Origin of the sequence: Paenibacillus pectinilyticus, from assembly GCF_001700435.1 — a bacterium.
Classification (GTDB): domain Bacteria; phylum Bacillota; class Bacilli; order Paenibacillales; family NBRC-103111; genus Paenibacillus_E; species Paenibacillus_E pectinilyticus.
This window is the reverse complement of record NZ_LYPC01000028.1, coordinates 583,509-608,602: the sequence shown is the minus strand read 5'-3', so window position 1 is coordinate 608,602 and position 25,094 is coordinate 583,509. Positions and strand designations below refer to the sequence as shown.

The window sequence follows — 25,094 nt, the reverse complement described above, 5'->3', positions numbered from 1 at the left end:
CCGTGAAACTGGTAAATACTAACGGAAATGTGTTCGGACGGAGGGATGTTATGGAAACGGAGCAGGATTCATTTCTTATCTCGGATGAGATGGAGACGAATATACGGAATCTTTTTCAATGTTTCCATTCCTCTGATGATGTGCGTTCCAGAGATTTTACCTTGCATGGAAGCCAAGGCAGTCTCCTTTATCTGACGACAGTTACGGATACCGATAAGCTGCAAGCTAATATTCTGCGACCGTTACTGCAGGCCAAAGAAGGCCGTTTGGAAGATGTTCTTCCCATTTTAGACATAGAAGTGGTCACGGATTTGAAGGCGGCAGCGGCAGGGATGCTTCAGGGCAAATGCGCCATCTTGCTCCAGCAAAGAGCGGATATTGTCTTGGTAGATGCAAGTGCAAACCTTGTACACAGCGTGGGAGAACCTCAAAATGAGCAAACCGTTAGGGGATCTCATGTAGGCTTTGTAGATGATATTACCATCAACGCGCAATTAATCCACCAACGGTTGAAGAATGCGAATCTGGTTGAACGGCATTTCACATTAGGTTCCGAAAGCCCGACGAATGTCACGCTGCTGTACATGTGCGATGTTGCAGATATGAACGTTGTCGACGAAATTATCGCGAATCTGCTCACGAATCAGGCAACCTTTATTAAATCCCCAGGTCAAATTACTGATCGGTTGGAAAGCAGTCATTTCTCGATCTTTCCACAAATGCTTTTTACCGAAAGACCGGATAGCACAGTGGCGCATTTAATGGAGGGACGCGTAGCGTTGATGGTGGATGGCAGTTCGTTTGCGACGATTCTACCAGTAACGTTTTTTATGTTTTTCCAAGCGGCGGATGACTTCAATGTCAGATGGTGGAACGGGACTTTTTTCCGATTTCTTCGCTTCATCAGCGTCATGATCGGCATAGCTCTGCCTTCCGTGTATATTGCTATTGTTTCGAACCACTTTGATGTGTTGCCAATCGATTTGGTCTTCTCCTTGAAAGCTTCCTTGGAAAATGTCCCGTTCAATCCCTTCATGGAAGCGATGTTCATGATCATTGTGCTGGAACTTCTCCGAGAAGCGGCTATCCGCCTGCCGAAATCGATCTCATCAACACTGTCCATTGTTGGCGGACTTGTTATTGGGAGTGAGGTCGTGAACGCGAACTTAGTTTCCACGACAATGATTGTCGTAATTTCGCTCACAGCAGTCGCTTCCTTCAGCGTACCCTCGCATGAAATGCGACTTGCCATTCGGCTTATTTCGTTTCCAATTATGATCGCATCGTCTTTGATGGGCTTCGTGGGCATCTCGTTTAGCTTTAGCTTGTTATTCATGCATTTAAGTAAACTTGAAACGTTCGGTGTGCCTTACTTTTATCCGTTTATGCCTTTTAAACCAAAGCGTATTCTGTCTACACTTATTCAGCTGCCGAAACGGATCTTTGGCGGGAAAGCTTCGGACAGGAGGGCGTCATGACACGGATTCAATTATTTGCCTTCATTTTGCAGACGCAGATCGGCATTGCCGTTCTATCATTTCCTTATGATTTACATAAAGCCGCAGGCGCAGATGGATGGATTTCTGTTCTTGTCGCAGGTGCCGGTGTGCAGCTTATCCTGACGGCTTATGTCCTCTTGTGCAAAAGGTTTCCCGGAAAGAACCTCTACGAATTTGTACCTCAGATCGTTGGGAAATGGGTGGGAAATACAATCACATGGATATTTATCGCTCATTTTACCTTTACAACCTGCCTCATTCTACTGCTGGAAATGACATTCGTTGAGCTATGGATATTGCCGTTTACGAATCCTTGGCTCTTGATCGTTGCGAATTGTTTGGTTTGTTTCTATCTTGCCAAGGAAAACATTCGGATTATTGCCCGTTATCATGCGTTGATTACGTTGTTGATCATTATTATGGTGGCGATGATGCTGACAAGTTATCGCACGATGGACTATCGTTTTTTACTGCCAATTGGACAAGAGGGCTTGCACCCCATTATGTTGGGGATCAAAAGTTCTGTACTCTCCTTTCTAGGTTTTGAGGTACTGCTCGTGTTGAATTCGGATATAGAAACCAAAGGAAAGAGCCTGCTGACTCCCATCCTGTGGGCGAATGGCTTGGCTACTGCCTTTTTCTTGATTGTTGTTCTCGTGTGTTATCTCAATTTCAGTCCAGAGTCGCTTAATTTCATCCCGCAACCAGTGCCTTATTACTTGAATGGGATTTCGCTGCCGTTTCTCGAACGGTTAGATCTGCTCTTTCTTTCGATCTGGCTGGTAAAAGTGACAGCAACGCTCATCAGTTATTTATATTGTACTGGAAAGGGACTAGGCTATCTGTTTCACGGAAATGAGCACCGAAAAGCCATGTATTATTTAGTGCCAATCGTATGTGCAACGGGGTTATTTTGGCGATCGGAGAAAAGAATCCAGCTTCTAGAGCAAATCACGCAGTTTGAAAGTTTTATCATTCTTGGGATTCCGATTGTTCTTTTAATCGTGGCATGGCTGATGGGAAAAAGGGGGCAATTACCAGCATGAGAAGTCTAGGCGTTGGGTGTGTAGTGGCGCTGCTGCTTTCGGGCTGTAACTATCATAATGAACTCAAAAACCTGCAGCTCATCTACGCAACTTCCGTTGACCTGAACGAGAAGAACGACATTGTCACAACCGTGACCATCCAATCCCCCGGCGGGAAGGAGCGAACAGCACCCGTTCATGAGGTATTAAGTGCTACAGGACCTACGCTGCAAGAGTCATTATATAAAAAAATAGGATTGCAAATTGCCGGTCCGATCGGCACTTCCAAAAATCAAGTCATGCTCATCAGCGAAAAACTCGCGAAGAAAGATTTAGCGGATATCCTCGACTCCACTTTTCGTAATGCAAATGACCCAATGCTGGCCAAAGTGGCGATCGTTCGGGGAAAAGCCGGCGACTTGATTAGTCTTGAACGGATCGGGTCTGCAACCGCAGGAGAGTACTTGCGCAAAATTCTCATGAGCGCTAGGTATGAAACAATCATCCCCTCGATAACCTTGCACTCTCTGTATCCTACTTTACATGATCCAGGGCGTGATCCCGTGATTCCACTGCTCAGGAAAGAGTCAGATAAGGCCGTTGTGGATGGCTTAGCGCTCTTGCATGTTCGTAAATATACAGGATATTCATTAACCCCCGAACAATCTACGTTGTGTCTTTTGATGAATGGAAACAAAGCTAATATCTGTGTGATTACACGAAAAGTGAAGGGGGATTCATCCGAGGATGAACCTTCTGACTATTTATCATTAAATATTTCAAATTTAAAGCGGGATAAGCATGTCTGGATCGACGAGGAAGGCCAGGTTCAGGTGAAGCTGGATCTGAGCATGAAAGCCTCCTTGATCGAATTTTCCCATGATGACTTATCTGAGCAAAAGAAGATCGAACAATTAAGTCAGCGATTCTCCGAATTGATAACAGACGAAGCGAATGACATTTGCAAGCTGCTTACGAAGGCGAATTCAGACGCTTTGGGCATCGCGCGGGATGTGATGGCTTTTTATCCAAACGAGTGGAAGAAGATGGACTGGGAGACGGCGTATCCGAAGGTGAATTTTCAGGTTTCAATGAAGGTTGAAATTGTTTCGCATGGAATTATTAATTAGCGGGTAAAAGGGGTAGTGTGTAGATTCATATAGCGGCCCCAGAGAGTCGAGTGACCTAAAGGAGGGGCGAAATGATACATATCGAGACAGCGAGACTGCTATTAAGAGACTGGCAAGCATCCGACTTAGAGCCGTTTTGTCGGCTTAATGCGGATGCAAAGGTGATGAGATATTTTCCAAAGACGTTAACGACGGACGAAACAATTACGTTCTATGAAGCGATCGTATCCGAGTTGAAAGCGTGTGGATTTGGATTTTACGCTTTAGAAATAAAAGAGACTCAAGCATTTATAGGCTTTATCGGATTTCATAAGGCAACATTCGAATCTGATTTTACACCGTGTATAGAAATAGGCTGGAGATTGAAACAAGAGGCTTGGGGAAAAGGTTATGCCACGGAGGGAGCTAAAGCCTGCTTACAGCATGGTTTTACCAAACTAGGTCTTCGTGATGTTTACAGTTTTACAGCCGATGTGAATGAGCCTTCCAAAAAAGTTATGATGAACATTGGAATGCGCTTTGTAAAAGTGTTTAATCATCCTAAAGTTGAGGAAAGCAGTTCGTTATATAAACATGTTTTATATCATAGTAATCGTGATTCTTATAAATTTTAAGATAAATGAAATCTTATCTTCATGTGGGTTTAAGGAAGTGATTCTATACTTATATTCAACCCCCCTTTCATATAGATTTCTTAGACCCGCGGCCCGTTTGCTGTGGGTCTCTTTTTTTGAATTGGTGAGGCGAGACGGCAAATTATAAGCAATACTTGCATTCCAGATGTATTATAGCTATTATAGACTCATAAAGTCCTTAATGAGGGTGGAGGTGCAGGATGAAATACTCACAGGCGACCGACAATGCGCTCCACGCGATGGCTTACCTGGTAGCGTCGGCACCTGACAAGCCTGTTGGCGTGCAAGTGTTGGCTGATAAGCTGGGTGTTTCCCAGACTTATTTATCGAAGTTGATGACGAAGCTTGTTAAAGCTGGGCTGATTCAGTCCTCACCGGGTGCAAACGGTGGATATCGCCTCCGACATAAGCAGGAGGATATCTCCTTTCTAGATATCATTCATGCGATCGAAGGAACGGCTTCTTTGTTCGAGTGTAACATCAATCACGGAGATGAGTGTCTGATTCAACAGGTTGTGATGGATGCCGAGCGACAAATGGAGCAGTATTTGGCAAGTAAGAAGATAGCAGATGTAGTGAAGGTACTTAAGACGGAGTAAGATCCGTCCTTTTTACAAGTTTAATTATAGATAATAAGTATCTTTAAAATCTCTAATAATACAAAATGGGAAGGAAAATGACGATGACATACGATTGCATTATTATTGGCGGAGGGCCAGCAGGTCTAAATGCAGGTCTTGTCCTAGGTAGGGCTAGAAAAAACGTGCTCATCCTAGATGAAGGCAGGCCACGGAACCAGGTTACTCGCGAGACGCACGGTTTTCTTACGAGAGATGGGGTCAGTCCAAGCGAGTTTCGGCGGATTGCGAAGGAACAAATCAGTGCCTATCCATCCGTCACCTTTGTGGCGGATATAGCTGCATCGATCACGGGAACCGATGGCCATTTTCAAATAACGACCGCTCAGGGCATAACGCATGGGAGCAAAAAGGTGCTTTTTGCAGTAGGGAAGAAGGACGTGCCGCTTGATATTCAAGGTTTGGCCGACGTCTATGGTACAAGCGCCTTCGTATGTCCGTATTGCGATGGTTGGGAATTAAGAGACCAGGCGCTGGTCTTAATCGTGAATGGCGCACATGCGGCCCATTTTGCCAAAGTGATGTCCGGATGGACGAAACGTTTTACAATTTGCCTGAACGGATCTGATGACATGACAAGTGCAGATCGAGAGGAACTCACGCAACATAACGTTCCTATCTATGATGCCCCCATCCGATCCATTGTATCTACTGAAGGGATAGTGCAATATGTTGAGCTGGAGGATGGTGCTATCCTTCCGTGTACAGGGATCTTCTTCGGACCGAAGCTTGTAACAGCATCGGGGCTGCCGAAAACATTAGGTTGTGAGATGACTGAAACGGGGACGGTCGTAGTTGATAAGTTTGGCAAAACGAGTGTGCCAGGCGTTTATGGTGCAGGAGATGCGGCAACGGAGATGTATCAAGCGATAACAGCCGCTTCCTTAGGGGCTTTGGCGGGTATAGGTATCAACAGTGAACTGCTTATGGAAGATTGGGGACGCGGTCATGATCAATAAACCGTACAATCCCGAAATGGCGCTTGCTTACGAGAAAAATGCGCGAATTTCAATTCCCACGTATGATGCGTTGTTCACGATGGCGCAAGCTTATTTTCGAATGCAACTCGGTGAAAAAGAAGCGTCTTTACTCGTGGTCGGCGCGGGAGGCGGCAATGAACTGTCCGCATGGGGACCGTCTAACCCAAACTGGTCATTCACGGGCGTCGACATTTCAGAAGAGATGCTTAAGATAGCTAAACATAAAGCCGCACAGCTGGATATAGAAAGCCGCGTCACACTCATCCAGGGAACAATGGACGACGTGCAGCCATCAGACGCGAAGTTCGACGCGGCAAGCTGCATCCTCGTGCTTCATTTCGTTAACGATGTTAAGGAGAAGTTGAAGCTGCTCCAAACGGTTAAAGCGCATATGAAACCAGGAGCGCCCTTTGTGCTTGTTACCGCATACGGAGACCCCCAAGCTGCTGAACTGCAAGACCGATTACAAGTATGGAAAAGCTTTTGGTTAGATGCCGGAACCGAACCTAAGAGAGTGCAGGACATGGTAGAAGGAGGAGGCATTATGAAAATTTCTTTCATTCCTGAAAAGGAAATCGAATGCTTACTGACAGAAGCTGGCTTTACGCATATCACTAAGTTTTATGTGACTGGACTTTTTGGCGGATGGATGTGCAAAGCGGATTGATTTTGGAGCAAATTGTGGTGCCATAGAGGTGAAAAACGCCGGTAATATACCAACAGGTATGTACCGGCGTTCCTTGATTTAATGCACTATTCGAGGATTTCGTTTAACATCCTTGTTATCTTTAGCGTCCTTGGCTTTCAACTCAGCGATGAGTTTATCGCCTTCGACATCTAGGTTAGGCAAGATACGGTCGATCCATTTCGGGAGCCACCAAGCCTTATCGCCAAAGACCGCCATAACGGCAGGTACTAACGCCATACGGACGATGAATGCGTCGATCAGAATACCTGCTGCCAGTGCAAACCCGATCTGTTTGATCATGATGTCAGGTGCGAATATGAAGCCTGCAAAGACAGAGACCATGATGACAGCTGCGGCTACAACAACACGACTAGCTTGATCGTATCCGCTGACGACACTCTTGGTACCACGATGGCCGTGTACATAGGACTCACGCATGGAACTGACGAGGAAGACTTGATAATCCATCGCGAGGCCATACAGAATACCGGTGACCATGATCGGCATAAAGCTTAATAGCGGTCCGCCAGTGTCGAAGCCGAATAAGGAATGGACCCATCCCCATTGGAACACCATTGTCGTGATGCCAAAAGTGGCGAGCACGCTAAGGAGAAATCCAACGGTGGCTTTAATCGGAACAATTACGGATCGGAATACGAGCAGCAGAATAATTAGCGAGAGGATGACAATCACCCCGACATAGATCGGGAATGCCTCCGCAAGCTTTGATGACATATCGATGTTGATGGCAGTGAACCCCGTTACGCCAATCGTAACACCGTAAGTTTGCGCAATGCTTGAATCGGAAGCGCGGAGCTCCTCGACTAGGTTTTTAGTAGCTGTATCCGTTGGCCCTGATTTCGGAATAAGGCTAATAATGGCCATATTGCCGGTTTTGTTAACACCCATCGGTGTCACCATCGAAACATCCTTATGCTTTTGGATGTCCTGAACAAGTTTGTTCAGCATGTCCGGAGTGACAGGGCTAGATGCGCTTTTGGTTTCAGCAACCAAGAGCAGCGGACCGTTGAATCCTTCCCCGAAACCTCTTGAAATCGCATCGTAGCTCTGTCTTGCGGATGTATCTAAATTCGCGGAGGCGCCAGAAGGTATCCCCATCTCCATCTTCGCGGCGGGAATCGCAGCAACACCCAGGACGACGATGACACCTACAATAACAAGCCAACGATACTTCAAAACCCCGTTCACCCAGCGATGGGCAACCCCATGCTTTGGTGCTGAGGTCGTACGGGCACTGTTTTTGGTGCGTGTTTTAGCCGAAATGATACGCTCACCTACTAAACCGAGTAATGCAGGTAGCAAGGTCAGAGCAATTAATACGTTGACGAGAACACTTGCCGCGGCAACCAGTGCCATCGTGGATAGAAACTCAATGCCAATGACGAGCATACCGCACAAAGCAATAATGACAGTCAGGCCGGCAAAAAATACCGCGCCCCCAGCCGTACCGATCGCTCTGCTCGCCGCTTCGCGTGCGCTCAGTCCTTGATCGAGCATCATACGGCGCTGACGATTTACGATGAAGAGGGAATAATCGATACCGACTGCAAGGCCGACCATGAGCGCCAGAGCTGGCGTAACGTCGGTCATATGAATGAATTTCGAGAACGCGAATGCGCCTCCTACGCTGATACCTACACCAAGGATGGAGGTCAAAAGCGGCAGGCCAGCAGCCACAACGGAGCCGAGCGTCATCAACAATACAACTGCGGCGACGATAAGTCCGAGACCTTCGGTTGAGCCGACGGAGGTTTTGGTCGTAAGCGAGTCGCTAGGCAATGCCGTAATGCCGGTTTGTTGGACAGCCATAGCAGCTTGAATGACAGAATCAGGAACGGATTTCGGCAAGGACATCTGCTGAACCGTGAATTGGAACTGGAACAGTGCAACACTGCCATTGGACGCCAGCATCACACCGGGTACCGGAGCGCCGTTCACCATCAAAGGGCCATAGGGAGGCATTTCAGCCGGTGGTGCAGCTTGCTGCGCAGCTTCACTTGACTGAGGTGCAGCAGCAGATGCGCCTGCTTCCGCCGCTAATTTGGCGGGATTAATCACGTAGTCCAAGGTGTAGACGTCGTTAACGGCCTTGCTAATTGCAGCCAAACGTTCTGGCGTGTCTAGGCGTTCGCCTTGAGGTGCCGTGAACACAATACTGGCTTGTCCGCCTGAAGCCGCTGGCAGCTCTTGCGCCAATTGGTCCAAGACCTTTTGCGATTCGGTGCCCTCGATTTTCATCTCGGAACTGCCATGGATGCCGTTCACACCGAGTAAGGCTAGAACAATGCCTAGAATCGCGATCCAACTGATAATGAAATACCAGGGTTTGTCGTAGGCGGATTTGCCCACTCTGTACAGGAATGATGACATAACGTGATGATTCTCCTTTGGTATGAAGCTAAGATTGTGGGAAATTAGAAACCTTTGCGTAAGTAGTCAAAAGTCATATCCAAAAATTGATCGAATGACATGGCGTCGGGTAAGTCAGTAGGGGATTGATCTGGAAACCGTACGTTTAGACTGCCGTCGAGCAGGGGCACTACCGCTCCGAAGACTGCACCGGCGAGTATGTGCGTATAACTTTCAGGGTAACGTCCCGAATACAAACCACCTAATAGAGCCTGGCACTCCAGCTGCAAGCGTCGCATGACGCTTAACATGTAGGGGACTAACGTGGGATTCTGCTTCGAGAGCGAGATGAGTTTGCGCATTTTCCAGAGAAGCTCGGTCGTCAGACGCATTTTCATCAAATGATACAGAATGTCGAGCGGAGGTGTGTTGGCAGGCATACCCGTAATCAAATCCTCAGCTTCGTTCTTACCTTTGATGGATAGTACTGACATCACCACGGCTTCCTCTTTGCAGGAAAAGTGATTGGCGAACGTTCTTCTGGCGTAACCAGCACGCTGCACAATATCATCGACTACGAAGCCGTCAAATCCTCGTTCTAGCACGAGCTCAAATGCAGCATCGGCGATTGCAAAGGCAGTTGCTTCTTTTTTAATATCACGTAAGTTCTTTTTGTTCATGGATTAACGCCTATGCGTACACCTCATTCCACTGGAATGGTAAACCACTCCACCTATATGCATAGTAATATTATTGCCCATTGGGCAATCATGCACAATGGGCAACATGTTACATGTTTGTGACTTCAATTACATTCCATTCCTGTAGTATTTGGCAGAATTACACGATATTATGTTGTATAATTTGGTTATCCGTATTTGTAGGGAGCAGCGTAAATTAGGAGGAATCACAGATGGATCGAACGTATATCGAAAAAATGAACGAATATTTGCAAATTGATAGTTATCATTTGGATCTGATTCTACGATGCTTTGATGAGATTGAGCACTCAGATTTTTTGAAAGAGCAATTGGAATTGGCAAGAAATCAAATTTTTGTAGAGAATCAGAATGATATATCCGAGGAAGTAAAAGTTAATGTGGCTAATCATTTGCAAGGTCCAAACTTTTTTCCACTCCTTGTATTGTTGGAGAAATTCGAAGACGTTCTAGCGTTTTATGAGAAACACAAGTTGCCCAAGGAGATCTTGCTCCATACGTTTAGCGACGTGAATTTATGGATTCGCGGCTATCAAGATAGACATCAGAAAGATGGATTTGAAGAGCTTCGATGGTTGAAAAACCATTTTAAAAATGAAATTTTCAGATTGGGACGATTGCAATTTATATATAAGAAAAATTATATAAAAGCAAACGTCTATCGAAATAAAGAGACTGGCGAAATCGTGATTCTCCCTCATGATCAAGTGGAGTTCGATGAGAAGGAAGGATTTACTGCTGCGCCCCCTAGCACAGATTTGGGAAGAAGCATCTTTACAGCGCAATTGCTAGAAACCGATACCGCTATTCATTCGAATTGTGTTCTTGTGAATGGCCTTATGATGAAGAAACAGGTGGCCCTTGTCAAAGAGGAGTATGATCTCGTTCTGGGGGAAGACGACTATGTGCTGGATGTGCATATTCCGGGCTATGAACCGTTAGATGCGGAAAAATGCAGAGAATCATTCGAACAAGCACTGGCGTTCTATCAAACGTATTTCAGCGAGTATAACTACAAGGCGTTCATTTGCGACTCTTGGCTGCTTACTCCGCATTTTAAGGACATTTTGGGTCCTGACAGCAACATTAACAAATTTAGCTCCATGTTTAAGCTCGTCAGCGGTGTTGTGAGGAACTCGTCATTTCTGTTCTTTGTATTCAGCACAACGAATCCGGATCTGGAGAAACTCCCTAGAAAAAGCAGCCTGCAACAAGCCGTATACGACCACCTGAAGAGCAACAAAGATTTGTGTGTGATGAATGGCTTTATTTTGATTGATAAGAAGTAATTTAGTTGAGACATACAAGATGCTTAAAAGTCGCGTAGTTGCGGCTTTTTTTAATAAGGGGGATTAGAAATGAGTGGATTGCTTAATCTCGGTAGCCTCGTGCTTGGATTAATGGCGTGGATACTTCCTGTTGTTAATCTTATACGATACGGAAAAAGTGACCATCGAAACTGGGTTGTACTTTCCTTTATGAGCATTAGTTCTTGTGCAATTGCGCTATGTTTCCAAATTTTCTATAACTATCATCTGGTAAAAAGTGAGGATTGGTCTGCTCTCATGGACATTACGGGTACTATGGCGCCCGTCGCGGCAGTGCTTCTCATAGTAACGATCCTTTTGAATGCAATCACAGTGATTAGATATCGTGGCAGTAGAGCTAAGTAGGATATATCTGGGGTGAAGCAGAGCAAACGAACATCTTTCCCGATAGGCAAAAGAAAGAGAGCAAGCATACGCTCGCTCTCTTTCTAACAAACACCCTCACCCCTAAGCTGAGGGGTCTAAGAAGTGACTTATGCTTGACCATTCGCTATTTCAGCGAGACGTTCTTTAATATTTTCCGTACAAACGCCGCCATGATAAGTGATGACCGTTTTGATGTCATAGTCTAGCATCTTTGCTACGGATTTGAGCGCTAATGGCATATCCGGCGTGAATTGAGGATTAGGAGGCATAAGCACACCGTCTTGCGACGTAAGTGCGTCCCCGGCAATTAATGTTTGGCTATTTGGGTGATACAGACTGATATGATCAGGCGTATGTCCAGGTGTGAAAATAACTTGAATACCTCCGCAATAAGGGAGTACATCCCCATCCTGAAGCAACACATCCACCTTGGACGGAGTTGCTAGACGCTTGCTTTTAACCGCAGGCACTTCCCCTAGAATATAAGGTTTGCCTAGTTCGTGTGCAAGCACTTCGATCCGTCCCTCTGATGCGTTTACAAGATCCGGAAGGCTGCCAATGTGATCCATGTCATGATGCGTGATAATGATTTTCGTCAACTTTTCAAAAGGAAAAGATGCTTCGGCAAGTTTGTCGCGAATAAGCCCTAACTGACCAGGTAGCCCTGTATCGACGAGAACAACTTCCTGCTCGTCCCAAAGCAATGCCGCGTGTACGATAAACGGATTGCCATTGATGTCCATATTCAAAATAAGTGGTTGAACTCCTGCTTGATCTGCCATTACTACACCTCCGGAATATGTAAAAAGTAACATAAGTTCATTGTAATACTTGGCTTAGCTAAGATCAATTTTTGCGACTGACCTATGTCTAACTTATTGGTTTCACTGCTTATCAAAAAACAGTTGAAAGGGTGAATAGAAATCCCAGGCAACTGTTTTTATTTATTATTTATAATCACCTAGCAAATAATTGTAGAACGGTTCGTCTACCCAGAACTTATAGGAATCGACATTTAAGCTAGCATTGATTTTCTTTAGGCCAGAAACAACTTCGTCTGATTTATCGCTGAGGGAGAAGGACTGCGCATAATAATGGCCTTTACTGACTTTATTGTTCGTAATCACTTTATAGTCTTTCACATCGGTTAATGAATAGTAGAGTGGCTGCCACCAGGAAGAATGAATGAGTCCTGTCTGGTCCTCACTGTTCTTTTTAGCATATTGGAAAATGACCTGCTGGAACTTGTTCTTTTGCTCAGCGTTATCGAATTCAAACTCAATGTCGTATTCTTTGGCATAGGCTATGAAATTGCCATTTTCGATTTGGACGACTTGATAATCGTCAGATTGTGTCGGCTCGCCCCATTCTTTCAAATAGATGAAGGCAGATGTTTTGGGCTCCAGCTGTACTTTCGCCTGAATGTTCTCGCTGCGCAGCAAGCCTATTAACTGAATCGCATGTGTAATGTCTGAATGTCCGTAGGTGAGAGATTGCTTGGGATCAAAGTGTGCATCGAAACGAGAATCTTTCAAGTTATAGCCGGTAATGAGATTCTTCTTCAAAGCTTCATCGAAGACAGAACGCAGATCTGGCGATGAAATGAGATCTTCTGTACGCCAGGCATCGTTAATTTTACTGAAAATATCATCATCGGAAGTCGTTCCAATATAATGCTTGTATTGTCCGTTGAAAGTCAGAATCTTACCGAGCAGGTCACTAGCAAAACTTTGGCTAGCCGCCGTATTAGCTTCGAAACCAGAAGAGACAAGACCAGTATCAATTGCGGCAGCCAGCTCTTGGGCGGCTTGCAGCGTTAATTGGTTGTTAGTTTCGTAATCAATATGTACTTTCGCCAGAGCGGCCTTGATTTTATCCTTAGGATAGGTGTAAGCGAGTTCTTTCAAGCCGGAGGCTTTTAAAGCTATGAAAGTCGCCTGTAGCTGAGTAAGAGGCTGATCACCCTGAAGCTTACCTTCGGATAGAATGCCTTTTTCGTGCAGGGCAAGAGCTGCCTTGTAGTAAGGACTGTCTTCTTTTAAGTCTGTAAATACATTGGTTTGATCTTTCGCTTCCGTTTTCAAGATACGGTTCACTGCGATAACGAAATCGCCTTTTGATAACGAGTCTGGCAAGGTAATGGCATATTGATCATTCAAAAACTGTTTGTATGATACTGATGAATCACTCGCTGCAGCCGCACTGCTTAATGTGCCTACTGAGGATAGGAGGACAGCGGATAAAACGGCTATGTGCAAGGATTTGCGTGATTTTAATGGTTTCATAAGGATGAAGCACCTCCGTTATTAATTCATATAGGAATAGTATGATTTATTGCAATATATCAGGTAAGCGGATAGGTGTCAATAAATAATGCTAGAAGTCTTTAATCTTATTCGAGGTAATTTAGCTGATGGGCAGGATCCCCTAGTGATATACTTTCAGTGGATGTGCTATAAACAATTTCTCGGAAAAGGGTGCCGTACATGAATAAAACGGATCGTTTGTTAGCCATAGTGCTTGAGCTGCAGCGTAACCAAGTGTTACGAGCCGAGGATTTAGCCGCTATATTTGAAACAAGCGTGAGAACCATCTACAGGGATATCCAGGCTTTGAGTGAAGCTGGCGTATCCGTGATAGGAGCGCCAGGACAGGGATACTCCTTAATGGAGGGGTATTTCCTGCCGCCAGTCAGTTTCACGGTGGAAGAAGCCGTGACGTTACTCATCGGGACTGATTTTATCGAACATTGGTTTGATGCTCACTATGGCAGTAAGTCTCGAGCTTCAAGAGGGAAGATTGAAGCTATCCTACCGGAACCGATCCGCAGTGAGACATCCCGGATTCGTAAGAACTTTCGTTTGCTTGCTTCCGCTGAAGATATAGCACGAATGCAAGAGAAGGCATACTTGGAAGCGATTCGTCGAGCGATACTGGAGGAAAGGAAAATAAGATTCCGCTATTCCAAAAGAATTGCCGAGGGGGATGGGAACCGCGAAAATGTTCGTACGGTTGCTCCTTATGGACTTGTGCTGCATCAAGGGTCATGGGTACTCGTTGCACGGTGTGAATTGCGTCAAAACATCCGTCATTTCCGGTTGTCCCGGATGTCGGAGCTTATCGAGCTGGAAGATCGATTTATGTTGCCAGCAGATTTCCTTTTAGATGTCTACCAGCCTCCCGACGATCGCGACGTTCTCGTGCGTATCTGGGTCCAACCTGATATTGCGGATAAGGTAAGGGAATCGAACAACTTTTATATAGAAACCATAGAGGATCATACGGAAGGGTTGCTGGTGACCTTACGTGTTCGGCAGCCTGAGGAATTGCTGCAGTGGGTGCTCGGCTGGGGAGCCGGAGTGGTTGTGCTGGAGCCAGAATCCTTCCGAGATCGGGTTAGAAACGAACTGCAAGAAACGTTAAAACGCTACTGACATAATGGTGTCAGTAGCGTTTTTGTATACTTAGAAAAAAAGATGATAAGAGGCGAGGATATATAATGAGTACAACAAAGTTAGCATTACTACGATTTGAGGAAACTGCGACACAGTATATGCATGAACTGGATCAATTCAGTCTGGAGCAGCTGAGGCAAAAGCAAAGCGACAACGAGTGGTCAATCGGACAGTTGATTCAACATCTCATTAGCTCGGCGCTTTATATGCAGCTTCGTAATCTGGAGCAATGCCTGATGCCAAGTCAAGATCCAATGGCACCTCGAACAGAAAAAACCGAGCTTGGTGTGGCAATATTTTCGCAAGGAAGCTTCCCGCCCATTCGTGTTCATGTTCCGCCTTCCCCACAATATACTCCGGAGCAGCCGGAAAGCAAAGAGGAGCTAATTCAAGGCTTACACACGGTCATCCAGCGAATGAAGGACATTGAACCTACCCTTGAAAAAGCGTCAAAACAACATATCGTGTCCCATCCGAGATTCGGTGGATTGTGTGCGGAGGAATGGTTTCTGCTTGTTGAAATGCACTACCGTCATCATCTTTTGCAGCTGAACCGCTTAAAACAAGGATTGGTAGGGGAAGCAATATAAACATTTATTATAAAAGAAAGAGAGACGCGAATCTACGACCAGGTCATGAAGGTTGAGCCATATTTGCGAAAAGAAGCCTGTAGCCTGCTAGTCAAAGCAGGAGCTGCAGGCTTCTTCTTGTTTTTCTTGGGACAGGCGCGTTAGGCGCTGCCCAGTTGACGTGAGAGAGAAATGCTTATGAGCTGATCTTCCCTGTGCCAGCCTCCTTGTGCGCTGCTCGGGAAGCCGCACCGACGCGGAAGTAACCGAAGGCCGCGGCGGACATGAGCGCGGCGACGGCGACGCCGGCTGCGCCGATCCAGGTGACGGCGGTCAGCGAAAAGCCTTCCACGACGATGCCGCCGATGCCTGCGCCGGCAGCCATAGCTAGCTGCACGACGGAGCTGTTCAGGCTAAGCATGATGCTGGTTGCTTCGGGCGCAAGCGAGATTAGATGGTACTGCTGCGTCGGACCGGATGACCAGGCGGAGAAGGACCAGAGCATGAGCAGAGGGAACATCAACCCCGGCGAATGGGCGGCGAACGAAATCACGACCAGCCAGGTTGCGTGGAACAGCATGCCGGTCACCAGTGTGCGCTTGAATCCCCAACGGTCGGTGCCGAACCCGCCAAGCTTGGAGCCGATGAGACTGGCAATACCAAACGCGAGCAGCGCGATGCTGACGAATTTCTCGCTCATGCCCGTAATATCGAGCAGAAAGGGGGAAATATACGTGTAGGTGATAGAATAGCCGCCTATCCAGAAGAAAGTAATGCAAAGCGCGACAACGATTTTCGGATTCTTGAGTAGTCTCAATTGGTCGCGCAGCGGTACTGGCTGCTCGCCGTCCGTCTTTGGAATCGTGGAAGCGATGAGTAGCAACGCTAGTAGTCCAAGCAGTCCGATGCCACCGAAAACGACCTTCCAGTCATAGGCGGAAGCGACTAGTCGGCCAAGCGGAACGCCAACGATCAGTGCCGTACTGAAGCCCATGACGAGCGTGGCAATGGCACTGCCCTGCTTCTCCACCGGTGCGAGTTTTGCAGCAACCGTGAGCGCCGTGACAACGAATACGCCGCTGCTGAGCGCTACGATAACGCGAGAAACGATGAGGGCGCCAAAACCAGAGAACAAGTAGGCTGCGATATTGCCGATGATGAATATCGAGAGCGCGTAGAGCATCAGCTTTTTGCGGTCGACTTTGGCAGCGGCTGCCATCAGGAAGGGCGTCCCGAAGCCGTATGCAAGGGAGAACACGGTAATCAGCTGGCCTGCTGCAGCGACCGAGACGCCGATATCGTCAGATACTTTATCCAGAATACCGGCAATGATGAATTCGGACGTACCGACGAGAAAGCTGACTAAGGCAAGCATATAAATTTTCAAATTGTAAGACAAACGTTCCAACTCCTTATCCATTTTTCTCTATATAGTATTTTCATATTTCTAAATATATCGAAATATTAGGCATAAAAAAACAGCTACCCCAATAGATACGGGGCGTACTTTCGCGCGACTTCTTTATTGACACTGTAATAAATGTACGTTCCGTCTTTGCGCAGCGTGAGCAGGCCGCATTCCGTAAGCTGTTTCAAGTGATGCGACAGCGTGGAACCGGCAACGGACTCGAGCTTGCTACTGATGTCAGAGCAGCAGAGATTCATCTCTTCCGTAAGAAGCATCGCTATTTTGATCCGGGTCGGCTCTCCGAGTGCTTTGTAGACTTTCACTGCCTGTTTGACTTCCTCGTTGTCCTCGACCATGGGTTCTCACCGCCTTTTTGAATGTATTTCGAAAACTATAGAAACAAGAGTAACACAATTAGGCAGCCGTTGTAAATGGGCGATTTGACGAATGGATGGGTTTAGACTCTGAAGTAAGTTGATAGCTGGATCGGTAATCGGTGCCTCGGTTTGTTACGTTAATGCACAACGATAGCTAAATAAAGGACTAAAACAAGGCTACCGATGATCGATGGTCTTGTTTCACCTAAACGGGCAGTAGAGCGTGGCGGTAACCACAACTAGTGTTGAACAGATGGGAGATTAACAAAACTTTCGTTTATTAATATTAAAACACATATGAATTGTGAATGAATATTGAACGTTGGTGAATTATTGATGAAAAATGGCAAAAATCGACAAGATCCTAGAATAATCTATTTTATTATATTATTGTAAGTCACAAATTCTGCCATACAAAGGAGTAGAATTTTAATGCAACAAATATCTGATTATCTGTTTATGGGTTCTTTAATTGTATTAGTAGTAACTTTACTTTTTAAAGGATTAGGTTCAATGGGAGCCTCTAACGCTACAGGAAATCTTGATTTACAAATGCAACAAAACCACAAGAGTGACTTGGTAAAGCAGGATTCGATTATTTCTAAGATTTACAAGTCTTATTTCGTATGGATTTCAATTACTGGGATTGTAATTTCAATTGTCATATCTAAAGTTTAATATGAGTCATGTTTCTTTAGCACTTATTCAACTATATGGGCAAACTGATGACCTTCATCCGAGAGCATTATTTTACATCAGCGATTGTAATATTCAGAAATTTGAACTAAATTTCTTTAGGAGGCTGAACACGGTGAACAAGAAAGGATTTATAAATATTAATAATGCAGAAATTTACTATGAAGTTGCCGGTGAAGGAGAACCACTCATCCTTCTTCATGGTGTTCCATTAGATAGTCGTATGTGGGAACCGCAAATGAATGCTCTGTCCAAATTAAATTTCCAAGTCATCCGTTTTGATATAAGGGGACTTGGAAAAACAATTGACCCTGGTTTGCCTTTTGCTCTTTATGATGACATCCATGCTTTGCTTCAAAAGTTAGACATCCAATGTGCGTATTGTGTAGGTGTTTCATTTGGTTGTTATGCTAGTGTAGAATTCGCATTGGCATACCCAGATATGGTGAAAGGACTTATTCTCGCTTGCCCAGGGGGATTCACACCAACATCAGAGGACAGGCAGCTACTGTTGAACAATCTCTATGAAGAATTGAGTTCTGGAAATATTGAGAAGGCTTTAGACATCAATCTCCATTTATTTTTAGATGGCCCAAATCAAAAGATAGGGCGAGTGCAATTAACTAGGGAATGGTTAAAAGAGATTTATCGAGATATCTTTAGTAAAAGCGCGAATCCGATCAAACCAACATGGCTGGAGCCTCATCCGAGTGAACGCTTAGCTGAAGTCAAGGTACCTACTTTAGTCGTTTCTGGGGAATTAGACCACCCCGATTTTATACATACAGCAAATATCTTAGTAACAAATATTCCAAATGCAACACACTTAACGTTAAAAAAATCAGCACATTTTCCAAACATTGATAGTCCTAATGAATTTAATGAAATAGTAGTATCATTTTTGAAAAATAACTAAAATCGAGCTGTGGTTACGACGGATAACTATAGCTTAATATCAGAAGGGGCTGCCGCGTGGCAGCCCTTTGCTTATAATTAAAGCCCAGATGGTAAATTTTCAAAAATTGAAAAGAGTCAATTTAGCTGAATGCTTTTGATAAGTATAAATCGACTACAGGCTTCGTTCTAACAAGGTGCCAACTTGTTTAGCCATTACTTTAGGTGGAAAGGGCATCCCGTTTCTGATCCACCATTCAATTACACCTACATAAGCAGTACCCGCAAATTGCAGCATGACATCGTCAATTAAATCTGTATTTCTCCCGCTTTCTCTGTCAATCTCACCTTTGAATCCTTCGATAAAAGAAGCAAGAAGTCGAGTTCTAAATGCTGACGGGACCCCTGTACTGGCTAACATCGTCGAAAAAAATAAATAGTTTTTCTCGAAATATTCAAAATAAGGGACAAGAGCCTCGTTCCAATCCATCTTACAGGCCCATTCATCCATTTCTCCTAATTCATTAAGGTGAGTTTCTATCAGTTTGTCCAATAAATCAAATTTGTCTTGATAATGAAGATAAATGGTTCCACGATTTAGGTTTGCCCGGTCTGCAATATCCTGAATGGTGATATCATCGAAATTTTTTTCAGTCATCAGTTCAATAACCGCATTTTTCAATGATTCCTGTGTTTTAAGAATTCTTCGGTCCACTTTAGCCATGGTATACTCACCAAACTTTCTAAAATACTTAACAACTTCAGCCGATCTGTTGATATCTCAACAGATCACGGTTTTTTAACCATTGAATTTACTTACTTAATTATATAATAATAGACACTAGTTGGCTAATCAAATCGATTTGATTAAACATCATATTTTGATTTATTGAAAAGGAGACAACGCCTATGTGCAAAACTCACGTTCTAAGTGTTTCAGCGTCCAAAGCGCCTTTTGAAAAGACAATGATTGAAAGACGACAATTACGACCGGATGACGTGTCGATCGATATTAAGTTTAGCGGCATTTGCCATTCCGATATTCATAGTGCACACGGGGACTGGGCAGGTGGGATTTTTCCAATGGTGCCTGGTCATGAAATTTCCGGGATTGTAAAGGCAGTAGGGCAGAAGGTAACAAAATTTGCTGTAGGTGACCGCGTTGGCGTAGGCTGCTATGTGGACTCATGCGGAGAGTGCGAGTACTGCCTTCGAGGAGAAGAGCAGCATTGTTCAAAAGGTAATGTAGCCACTTACAACTCCTTGGACTATGACGGAAATCCAACCTATGGTGGTTACGGCCAAAACATTGTCGTTACAGAAAGATTCGTTGTGCATATTCCCGATCGTATGGAGTTAGATGTAGCCAGTCCGCTATTATGTGCCGGCATTACGACGTATTCCCCTTTAAAACGCTGGAAAGCAGGTCCAGGAAAAAAGGTAGCTATCCTAGGGATGGGGGGTCTTGGTCACATTGCGATTCAGTTTGCGCATGCGATGGGTGCGGAAGTTTCAGTCTTGAGCCGGGGAAAAGATAAGGAGAATGAAGCGCTCAGCTTTGGCGCAGATCATTATTTTTCAACAATTAACACTGAAACTTTTAACATGCTAGCAGGTCGATTCGACCTGATTCTAAACACCGTATCAGCGCCAATTGACGTCGATGTGTACTTATCACTGCTTCGCGTAGACGGTACACTTATTAATGTCGGCGCACCGGCGGAACCAAGTCAATACAACGTTTTCTCGCTAATCATGAGCCGCCGTAGTATAGCGGGTTCCTTAGTTGGCGGACTTCTGGAAACGCAGGAGATGCTTGATTTTGCTGCAGTGCATGGTATTAAGCCTCAAATAGAGATCATTCGTGCCGATCAAGTTGACGAAGCGTATGAGCGAGTTCTGCGGAGTGATGTGCGTTACCGATTCGTTATCGACATATCCACTTTATAGACGCATGAACGATAAACTTAAAAAGCAATCTCTTCGATTAGCCCTAATTCTAGCTGCGTTTTCCGCATTGGGGCCATTTACGGTCGATATGTATCTTGCATCGCTTCCTCAGATTATGGTTGAATTCAAAAGCAATGCATCTATGATCCAAGCGAGTTTAACTGCCAGCTTATTAGGATTAGGCTTAGGGCAGATGGTAATGGGGCCTTTAAGCGATAAATATGGAAGAAGGACACCATTACTGATCGCCATGCTTCTTTATATCGTTTCATCAATCGCTTGTGCTTTTGTACCCAATATTGAATCCTTTATCCTTTTACGATTTATCCAAGGGGTTGCCGCGTCAGCAGGCATTGTGATTTCAGGTGCAGTTGCTCGTGACACATATAGCGGAGTCGAATTGACGAAGTTTATCTCTCTGCTTACGATGATCAGTAATGTCGCCCCATTAGTTTCCCCAAATGCCGGAAGTGCAGTCACTTCATTCAGTTCCTGGGTTGGTGTGTTTGTTTTTCTGGGGTTATTAGGAATACTATTAACGGGGATAACAACATGGGGATTAGAAGAAAGCTTACCTGTAAAAAATCGGGTCACAGGCAATTTCAGAACATTTATGAAAAATTACAATCGTCTGTTTCGGGATCGAATATTTATGGGATATGCCCTAGTAAATGGTATTTTGTTCGCCGGTGTATTTGCCTTTGTTGCTGGTACTCCGTTTATCTATCAGAACATTTTCGAGTTATCACCGCAAATGTTCTCCATCCTGTTTGCCATGAATGGTCTTGCTATTATGATTGGATCGCAAGTTGTCAAACGTGTGGCAGGTAGGCTAACAGAAGGCAGTATATTTCGGATTGGATTATGGCTATCCTTCATTTCGAGTTCCGCTATCCTTATCACAGTACTCTCTAAGGGGTCTTTACCTGCGATATTTGTATCAACCTTCTTATTTGCTGTATCCATTGGTATCATAGGACCGGTTTCATTCACCTTAGCGATGCAATCGCATGGAAAGGTTGCGGGAAGCGCGTCAGCTGTGCTAGGTACCTTTAAATATGCGTTAGGCGCACTTACATCCCCACTTGTGGGAATCGCGGGAGAGCATTCAGCCATCCCATTCGGAATCATTATGATTACAACCAGTTTATTAGCCGTCGTTTCCTATATCGTCCTCATTAGGAAGGTAGAGACTCAAAGCGATGAATTAAAAAAGCTAGAACAAATACCTAACCTACGGAGGGATTTAGAAAATGGAAATTAGAAGAGTCGGGTCACAACCTTCAGGAAAAGGACCATCGGATTATTTTACAGGCACGGTTCGCATCGATCCACTGTTTGAAGCAGCGGAGCCTGCACGCGTAGTTGGAGCCAGCGTTACGTTCGAACCAGGTGCACGGACAGCTTGGCACACGCATCCACTCGGGCAAACGCTAATCGTAACGGCTGGCAAAGGGCGAGTTCAACGATGGGGAGGTCAAATCGAGGAAATTAGTCCTGGTGACGTTGTTTGGTTTCCGCCCGGAGAGAAACATTGGCATGGCGCTTCGCCTACCACAGCAATGACGCATACAGCCATTCAAGAACGGCTTGACGGAAAGACCGTCGAATGGATGGAAAAAGTGAGTGAGAATCAATATAACTTTTAAAATACGAGAAAGTGGCATAAATATCCAACATTTCTAAGACTTTTAATAGATATTCAGCTGTAACATTGCCGCGTATATCGCGACTTTTTGTTTTATGAAATAAGGTTTCTTGTTAAAACCTCACAGGCAAAGGCATTTTACTGCCTCAGGTCGATTACGCTAACGATAGCACAATAAGCAGGGAGCAGATTGCCGTGGCAACTGCTCCCTGTGTTCATTCAAGTAACGGTATTCACGCATAACAAAAGAAGCCCTCACGCATTGGCGTAGGGCTTCCTTGCATAATAGTTAACTTGCCTCAGCTCGGCTGACCTGCTGTTGCAGCCTCACTGGACGTCTCCGCTTCACCCACGCGCTCCTCATGGTTCGCAGCCACAGGTGTTTCCGTTTCCTTCTGAGGCACCAGAATGGTCACGACGATATCATTCGGGTCGGATTTCATTTCAATCCCGGCGGGCACTACAATTTGACTGACATGCAAGTTGTCACCTAACCCCAAGCTAGATACTTCCACTTGAATGGAAGTCGGAACTTGGCTCGGCATGCAGCGAATCTCGATGTTGTGCATCTGAATTTGAAGAATTCCGCCTTCCTGCACACCCACAGCATCACCGATAAATTCTAGCGAAACCACCGTTTTGATCGGCTCATCCATATTAATTTGATGAAAGTCGATGTGGGTCAACTGGCGGTTTAGCGGATTGCGCTGAATTTCATTAATCATGACCGGCTGACTTTTTGAGCTGCCGTCGATAGTCAAATCAATAATGGCATGAGGATTTTGCCGAAGAACGGACTGCAATTCTTTCAAATCGATGCTTAGAACTGTAGTACCCGTTTTCTTGCCATACACGACAGCGGGAATTTTTCCGTTGGAACGCATTTGCTTAATTTCTGATTTTGTTGCTTCTTTGCGGACTTCTGCTTGTAGAGAGACAGCCATATGTAAAAGAACCCCCTAAATTTAGCCCGACATCCACTGGAGCCAAAGCTCGCACAGCCGGGTGATTAACAGCTAGTTCATAACATACCCAAACCTTCAAGGTTCCATCCCAGAAAAAAACAGCTTAAATCGGTAGACATAATAAAAAGCACCACTCGGGTGCTTCAGCTGAGTTGATATGTTGGCACATTCGGAATATGCCTCTATAAAATCTTTTTCACACTCGCTTTTTGTACACCCGCATTGCAAAGAAGTAGGCTACGATCAAAATCCCTACGCACCATGCAAGAGCGACCCATATATCATTGCCCACCGGTTGGCCTGATAGTAGCGCACGGATAGCTTCAACAATTGAGGTCACAGGCTGGTTCTCAGCAAATGCTCGAACGACCTTCGGCATTGACGTTGTAGGCACAAACGCCGAACTAATGAACGGGAGGAAGATAATCGGGTAGGAAAAGGCACTTGCACCATCCACTGATTTTGCGGATAGTCCGGCAATCGCCGCCACCCAAGTTAGCGCTAAGGTAAACAGAGCGAGTATGCCGACTACTGCAAGCCAGGGCAATATCCCCGCGGAGGAACGAAATCCCATAATTAACGCTACAAGAATGATGACGACAAGCGATATGGCGTTAGATACCAGTGAGGTAAGCACATGCCCCCATAGTAAGGTGGAACGTGAAATCGGCATGGAGTGAAACCGCTCGAAGATGCCGCGCTGCACATCAGTAAATAGTCGGAAAGACGTGTAAGCTATACCGCTCGCAATCGCAATTAGGAGGATACCAGGCAGCAAGTAATTCACATAGTTATCCGTTCCGGTTTGAATGGCACCGCCGAACACATAGACGAATAGCAGCATCATCGCGATCGGCATGATGGTGACTGAGATGATGGTGTCCATGCTGCGGAAAATATGGCGCATGGAACGCCCCAGCATTACGCTCAGATCAATGAAGAAATGTTTCTTTACTGTCTCCATTTACTTGGCCTCCTTTTTGCCAACGATGGCGAGGAAAACTTCCTCTAATGTCGGCTGTTTTTCAATATATTCCACCTTGGCGGAGGGGAACAGCTTTTTGAGATCCGAGAGCGTGCCGCTGGCGATAATCTTACCCTCATGCAGAATGGCGATTCGGTCAGCAAGCTGTTCAGCTTCTTCCAAATACTGCGTGGTTAGGAGTACCGTCGTGCCGCCTTCGGCAAGCTCTTTAACAATCTTCCAAACCTCAATGCGTGCCTCGGGGTCAAGCCCAGTAGTCGGCTCGTCGAGGAAGATGATCTGTGGTTTCCCCACGATGCTCAAGGCGATGTCGAGCCTGCGGCGCATGCCGCCTGAGTACGTAGACACTCTGCGGGTCGCGGCGTCTGTCAGCCCGAAACGTTTAAGCAAGTCGTCCGCGACCTGATGCGGATTTTTGAGGTAACGCAGCTTGGCAATCATGATCAGATTTTCTCGTCCGGTCAAAATTTCGTCAACGGCTGCAAATTGCCCAGTCAGGCTGATCGCCTGCCGCACATGATCAGGCTTTGACACAACATCGAATCCGTTTACGGTGGCCGTTCCGTTGTCTGGTTGAAGTAGCGTGGAGAGGATTCTGACAACTGTTGTTTTGCCCGCCCCGTTAGAGCCAAGCAGGGCGAAAATACTGCCCTTTTCCACCTCGAAATCAACGCCTTTTAGGACTTGATGGTCCTTGTAGGACTTTTGCAGGCCAGTGACTTTAATCGAATGATTCGGCATAACTTCCCCTCCTAAAAGTTTTATCGCC

26 protein-coding genes are annotated in these 25,094 nt (G+C 45.5%); 16 read left to right on the top strand and 10 right to left on the bottom strand.

Annotated elements, in window-relative coordinates:
• Positions 1–50: 50 nt before the first annotated feature.
• From A8709_RS30415 to A8709_RS30385, 7 genes are all read left to right on the top strand, one after another.
• On the top strand, positions 51–1,478 hold the full coding sequence (locus A8709_RS30415) for a spore germination protein (RefSeq protein WP_065858310.1): 1,428 nt from the start codon (positions 51–53) through the stop codon (positions 1,476–1,478).
• The gene (locus A8709_RS30410) at positions 1,475–2,545 is read left to right on the top strand and encodes a GerAB/ArcD/ProY family transporter (RefSeq protein WP_065858308.1); all 1,071 of its coding nucleotides are present in this window, start codon (positions 1,475–1,477) and stop codon (positions 2,543–2,545) included. The genes A8709_RS30415 and A8709_RS30410 overlap by 4 nt, the downstream gene beginning before the upstream one ends.
• Positions 2,542–3,654: a Ger(x)C family spore germination protein gene (locus A8709_RS30405; RefSeq protein WP_065858306.1), complete on the top strand. Its 1,113-nt coding sequence runs from the start codon at positions 2,542–2,544 to the stop codon at positions 3,652–3,654. Before A8709_RS30410 ends, A8709_RS30405 begins: the two co-directional genes overlap by 4 nt.
• 71 nt (positions 3,655–3,725) lie before the next feature.
• The gene (locus A8709_RS30400; protein ID WP_065858304.1) at positions 3,726–4,268 is read left to right on the top strand and encodes a GNAT family N-acetyltransferase; all 543 of its coding nucleotides are present in this window, start codon (positions 3,726–3,728) and stop codon (positions 4,266–4,268) included.
• Positions 4,269–4,489: 221 nt separating this feature from the next.
• Positions 4,490–4,888 (top strand): RrF2 family transcriptional regulator, encoded by a 399-nt coding sequence (locus A8709_RS30395; protein WP_065858302.1) that lies wholly within the window; start codon positions 4,490–4,492, stop codon positions 4,886–4,888.
• A gap of 77 nt (positions 4,889–4,965) precedes the next feature.
• Positions 4,966–5,886 (top strand): NAD(P)/FAD-dependent oxidoreductase, encoded by a 921-nt coding sequence (locus A8709_RS30390; RefSeq protein ID WP_065858300.1) that lies wholly within the window; start codon positions 4,966–4,968, stop codon positions 5,884–5,886.
• A complete protein-coding gene (locus A8709_RS30385) occupies positions 5,876–6,574 on the top strand; it encodes a class I SAM-dependent methyltransferase (protein WP_065858298.1) in 699 nt (232 codons plus the stop codon). The genes A8709_RS30390 and A8709_RS30385 overlap by 11 nt, the downstream gene beginning before the upstream one ends.
• Before the next feature lie 78 nt (positions 6,575–6,652).
• Here the strand turns inward: A8709_RS30385 and A8709_RS30380 are convergent, their stop codons facing one another.
• Both A8709_RS30380 and A8709_RS30375 read right to left on the bottom strand, forming a co-directional pair.
• On the bottom strand, positions 6,653–8,986 hold the full coding sequence (locus tag A8709_RS30380) for an MMPL family transporter (protein ID WP_065858296.1): 2,334 nt from the start codon (positions 8,984–8,986) through the stop codon (positions 6,653–6,655).
• A 44-nt stretch (positions 8,987–9,030) separates the two neighbouring features.
• Positions 9,031–9,645 carry a TetR/AcrR family transcriptional regulator gene (locus A8709_RS30375; RefSeq protein WP_065858294.1) on the bottom strand — a complete coding sequence of 205 codons (615 nt, stop codon included), beginning with the start codon at positions 9,643–9,645 and terminating at the stop codon, positions 9,031–9,033.
• Positions 9,646–9,878: 233 nt separating this feature from the next.
• On the opposite strand from A8709_RS30375, the gene A8709_RS30370 reads away from it, so the two are divergent.
• A complete protein-coding gene (locus A8709_RS30370) occupies positions 9,879–10,973 on the top strand; it encodes an acyltransferase domain-containing protein (RefSeq protein ID WP_065858293.1) in 1,095 nt (364 codons plus the stop codon).
• Between the two features lie 69 nt (positions 10,974–11,042).
• Entirely contained in the window at positions 11,043–11,357 is a 315-nt protein-coding gene (locus tag A8709_RS30365) for a hypothetical protein (RefSeq protein WP_065858291.1), read from the top strand.
• 128 nt (positions 11,358–11,485) lie between these two features.
• Here the strand turns inward: A8709_RS30365 and A8709_RS30360 are convergent, their stop codons facing one another.
• Positions 11,486–12,160 (bottom strand): MBL fold metallo-hydrolase, encoded by a 675-nt coding sequence (locus A8709_RS30360; RefSeq protein ID WP_065858290.1) that lies wholly within the window; start codon positions 12,158–12,160, stop codon positions 11,486–11,488.
• Between the two features lie 165 nt (positions 12,161–12,325).
• The gene (locus A8709_RS30355; protein ID WP_065858288.1) at positions 12,326–13,663 is read right to left on the bottom strand and encodes an S-layer homology domain-containing protein; all 1,338 of its coding nucleotides are present in this window, start codon (positions 13,661–13,663) and stop codon (positions 12,326–12,328) included.
• A 201-nt stretch (positions 13,664–13,864) separates the two neighbouring features.
• Between A8709_RS30355 and A8709_RS30350 the strand changes: the two genes are divergently transcribed.
• A complete protein-coding gene (locus A8709_RS30350; RefSeq protein ID WP_065858286.1) occupies positions 13,865–14,812 on the top strand; it encodes a helix-turn-helix transcriptional regulator in 948 nt (315 codons plus the stop codon).
• 65 nt (positions 14,813–14,877) lie between these two features.
• Complete coding sequence (locus A8709_RS30345) at positions 14,878–15,423, top strand: DinB family protein (RefSeq protein ID WP_065858284.1); 546 nt, start codon at positions 14,878–14,880, stop codon at positions 15,421–15,423.
• A 175-nt stretch (positions 15,424–15,598) separates the two neighbouring features.
• Here the strand turns inward: A8709_RS30345 and A8709_RS30340 are convergent, their stop codons facing one another.
• Both A8709_RS30340 and A8709_RS30335 read right to left on the bottom strand, forming a co-directional pair.
• The gene (locus A8709_RS30340) at positions 15,599–16,801 is read right to left on the bottom strand and encodes an MFS transporter (protein WP_065858282.1); all 1,203 of its coding nucleotides are present in this window, start codon (positions 16,799–16,801) and stop codon (positions 15,599–15,601) included.
• 83 nt (positions 16,802–16,884) lie between these two features.
• Positions 16,885–17,166, bottom strand: a complete 282-nt coding sequence (locus A8709_RS30335; RefSeq protein ID WP_028554769.1) for an ArsR/SmtB family transcription factor — start codon at positions 17,164–17,166, stop codon at positions 16,885–16,887.
• Positions 17,167–17,619: 453 nt separating this feature from the next.
• Between A8709_RS30335 and A8709_RS30330 the strand changes: the two genes are divergently transcribed.
• Positions 17,620–17,865 (top strand): hypothetical protein, encoded by a 246-nt coding sequence (locus A8709_RS30330; protein ID WP_065858280.1) that lies wholly within the window; start codon positions 17,620–17,622, stop codon positions 17,863–17,865.
• Between the two features lie 133 nt (positions 17,866–17,998).
• Complete coding sequence (locus A8709_RS30325) at positions 17,999–18,799, top strand: alpha/beta fold hydrolase (protein ID WP_167357212.1); 801 nt, start codon at positions 17,999–18,001, stop codon at positions 18,797–18,799.
• Positions 18,800–18,952: 153 nt separating this feature from the next.
• Here A8709_RS30325 and A8709_RS30320 read toward each other — a convergent pair whose 3' ends face one another.
• On the bottom strand, positions 18,953–19,501 hold the full coding sequence (locus tag A8709_RS30320; protein WP_065858278.1) for a TetR/AcrR family transcriptional regulator: 549 nt from the start codon (positions 19,499–19,501) through the stop codon (positions 18,953–18,955).
• Between the two features lie 185 nt (positions 19,502–19,686).
• On the opposite strand from A8709_RS30320, the gene A8709_RS30315 reads away from it, so the two are divergent.
• Genes A8709_RS30315 through A8709_RS30305 form a run of 3 tightly spaced genes read left to right on the top strand, consistent with a single transcriptional unit; the run spans position 19,687 to position 22,376 of the window.
• Complete coding sequence (locus A8709_RS30315) at positions 19,687–20,727, top strand: NAD(P)-dependent alcohol dehydrogenase (protein WP_065858276.1); 1,041 nt, start codon at positions 19,687–19,689, stop codon at positions 20,725–20,727.
• Between the two features lie 4 nt (positions 20,728–20,731).
• Positions 20,732–21,991: a multidrug effflux MFS transporter gene (locus A8709_RS30310; protein WP_065858769.1), complete on the top strand. Its 1,260-nt coding sequence runs from the start codon at positions 20,732–20,734 to the stop codon at positions 21,989–21,991.
• Positions 21,981–22,376 carry a (R)-mandelonitrile lyase gene (locus A8709_RS30305; RefSeq protein WP_065858274.1) on the top strand — a complete coding sequence of 132 codons (396 nt, stop codon included), beginning with the start codon at positions 21,981–21,983 and terminating at the stop codon, positions 22,374–22,376. Before A8709_RS30310 ends, A8709_RS30305 begins: the two co-directional genes overlap by 11 nt.
• A gap of 298 nt (positions 22,377–22,674) precedes the next feature.
• On the opposite strand, the gene A8709_RS30300 is transcribed toward A8709_RS30305, so the two are convergent.
• The 3 genes from A8709_RS30300 to A8709_RS30290 form a co-directional block, all read right to left on the bottom strand.
• Positions 22,675–23,319: a 50S ribosomal protein L25 gene (locus tag A8709_RS30300; RefSeq protein WP_065858272.1), complete on the bottom strand. Its 645-nt coding sequence runs from the start codon at positions 23,317–23,319 to the stop codon at positions 22,675–22,677.
• A 217-nt stretch (positions 23,320–23,536) separates the two neighbouring features.
• Complete coding sequence (locus tag A8709_RS30295; protein ID WP_065858270.1) at positions 23,537–24,304, bottom strand: ABC transporter permease; 768 nt, start codon at positions 24,302–24,304, stop codon at positions 23,537–23,539.
• Positions 24,305–25,066, bottom strand: a complete 762-nt coding sequence (locus tag A8709_RS30290; RefSeq protein ID WP_065858268.1) for an ABC transporter ATP-binding protein — start codon at positions 25,064–25,066, stop codon at positions 24,305–24,307. It lies immediately after the preceding gene.
• Positions 25,067–25,094 lie beyond the last annotated feature (28 nt).

What these genes read in the sequence shown, in the direction of transcription:
- A8709_RS30415 (WP_065858310.1), top strand. Translation starts at nt 51, where the DNA reads ATGGAAACGGAGCAGGATTCATTTCTTATCTCGGATGAGATGGAGACG.
- A8709_RS30410 (WP_065858308.1), top strand. Translation starts at nt 1,475, where the DNA reads ATGACACGGATTCAATTATTTGCCTTCATTTTGCAGACGCAGATCGGC.
- A8709_RS30405 (WP_065858306.1), top strand. Translation starts at nt 2,542, where the DNA reads ATGAGAAGTCTAGGCGTTGGGTGTGTAGTGGCGCTGCTGCTTTCGGGC.
- A8709_RS30400 (WP_065858304.1), top strand. Translation starts at nt 3,726, where the DNA reads ATGATACATATCGAGACAGCGAGACTGCTATTAAGAGACTGGCAAGCA.
- A8709_RS30395 (WP_065858302.1), top strand. Translation starts at nt 4,490, where the DNA reads ATGAAATACTCACAGGCGACCGACAATGCGCTCCACGCGATGGCTTAC.
- A8709_RS30390 (WP_065858300.1), top strand. Translation starts at nt 4,966, where the DNA reads ATGACGATGACATACGATTGCATTATTATTGGCGGAGGGCCAGCAGGT.
- A8709_RS30385 (WP_065858298.1), top strand. Translation starts at nt 5,876, where the DNA reads ATGATCAATAAACCGTACAATCCCGAAATGGCGCTTGCTTACGAGAAA.
- A8709_RS30380 (WP_065858296.1), bottom strand. Translation starts at nt 8,986, where the DNA reads ATGTCATCATTCCTGTACAGAGTGGGCAAATCCGCCTACGACAAACCC.
- A8709_RS30375 (WP_065858294.1), bottom strand. Translation starts at nt 9,645, where the DNA reads ATGAACAAAAAGAACTTACGTGATATTAAAAAAGAAGCAACTGCCTTT.
- A8709_RS30370 (WP_065858293.1), top strand. Translation starts at nt 9,879, where the DNA reads ATGGATCGAACGTATATCGAAAAAATGAACGAATATTTGCAAATTGAT.
- A8709_RS30365 (WP_065858291.1), top strand. Translation starts at nt 11,043, where the DNA reads ATGAGTGGATTGCTTAATCTCGGTAGCCTCGTGCTTGGATTAATGGCG.
- A8709_RS30360 (WP_065858290.1), bottom strand. Translation starts at nt 12,160, where the DNA reads ATGGCAGATCAAGCAGGAGTTCAACCACTTATTTTGAATATGGACATC.
- A8709_RS30355 (WP_065858288.1), bottom strand. Translation starts at nt 13,663, where the DNA reads ATGAAACCATTAAAATCACGCAAATCCTTGCACATAGCCGTTTTATCC.
- A8709_RS30350 (WP_065858286.1), top strand. Translation starts at nt 13,865, where the DNA reads ATGAATAAAACGGATCGTTTGTTAGCCATAGTGCTTGAGCTGCAGCGT.
- A8709_RS30345 (WP_065858284.1), top strand. Translation starts at nt 14,878, where the DNA reads ATGAGTACAACAAAGTTAGCATTACTACGATTTGAGGAAACTGCGACA.
- A8709_RS30335 (WP_028554769.1), bottom strand. Translation starts at nt 17,166, where the DNA reads ATGGTCGAGGACAACGAGGAAGTCAAACAGGCAGTGAAAGTCTACAAA.
- A8709_RS30330 (WP_065858280.1), top strand. Translation starts at nt 17,620, where the DNA reads ATGCAACAAATATCTGATTATCTGTTTATGGGTTCTTTAATTGTATTA.
- A8709_RS30320 (WP_065858278.1), bottom strand. Translation starts at nt 19,501, where the DNA reads ATGGCTAAAGTGGACCGAAGAATTCTTAAAACACAGGAATCATTGAAA.
- A8709_RS30315 (WP_065858276.1), top strand. Translation starts at nt 19,687, where the DNA reads ATGTGCAAAACTCACGTTCTAAGTGTTTCAGCGTCCAAAGCGCCTTTT.
- A8709_RS30310 (WP_065858769.1), top strand. Translation starts at nt 20,732, where the DNA reads ATGAACGATAAACTTAAAAAGCAATCTCTTCGATTAGCCCTAATTCTA.
- A8709_RS30305 (WP_065858274.1), top strand. Translation starts at nt 21,981, where the DNA reads ATGGAAATTAGAAGAGTCGGGTCACAACCTTCAGGAAAAGGACCATCG.
- A8709_RS30300 (WP_065858272.1), bottom strand. Translation starts at nt 23,319, where the DNA reads ATGGCTGTCTCTCTACAAGCAGAAGTCCGCAAAGAAGCAACAAAATCA.
- A8709_RS30295 (WP_065858270.1), bottom strand. Translation starts at nt 24,304, where the DNA reads ATGGAGACAGTAAAGAAACATTTCTTCATTGATCTGAGCGTAATGCTG.
- A8709_RS30290 (WP_065858268.1), bottom strand. Translation starts at nt 25,066, where the DNA reads ATGCCGAATCATTCGATTAAAGTCACTGGCCTGCAAAAGTCCTACAAG.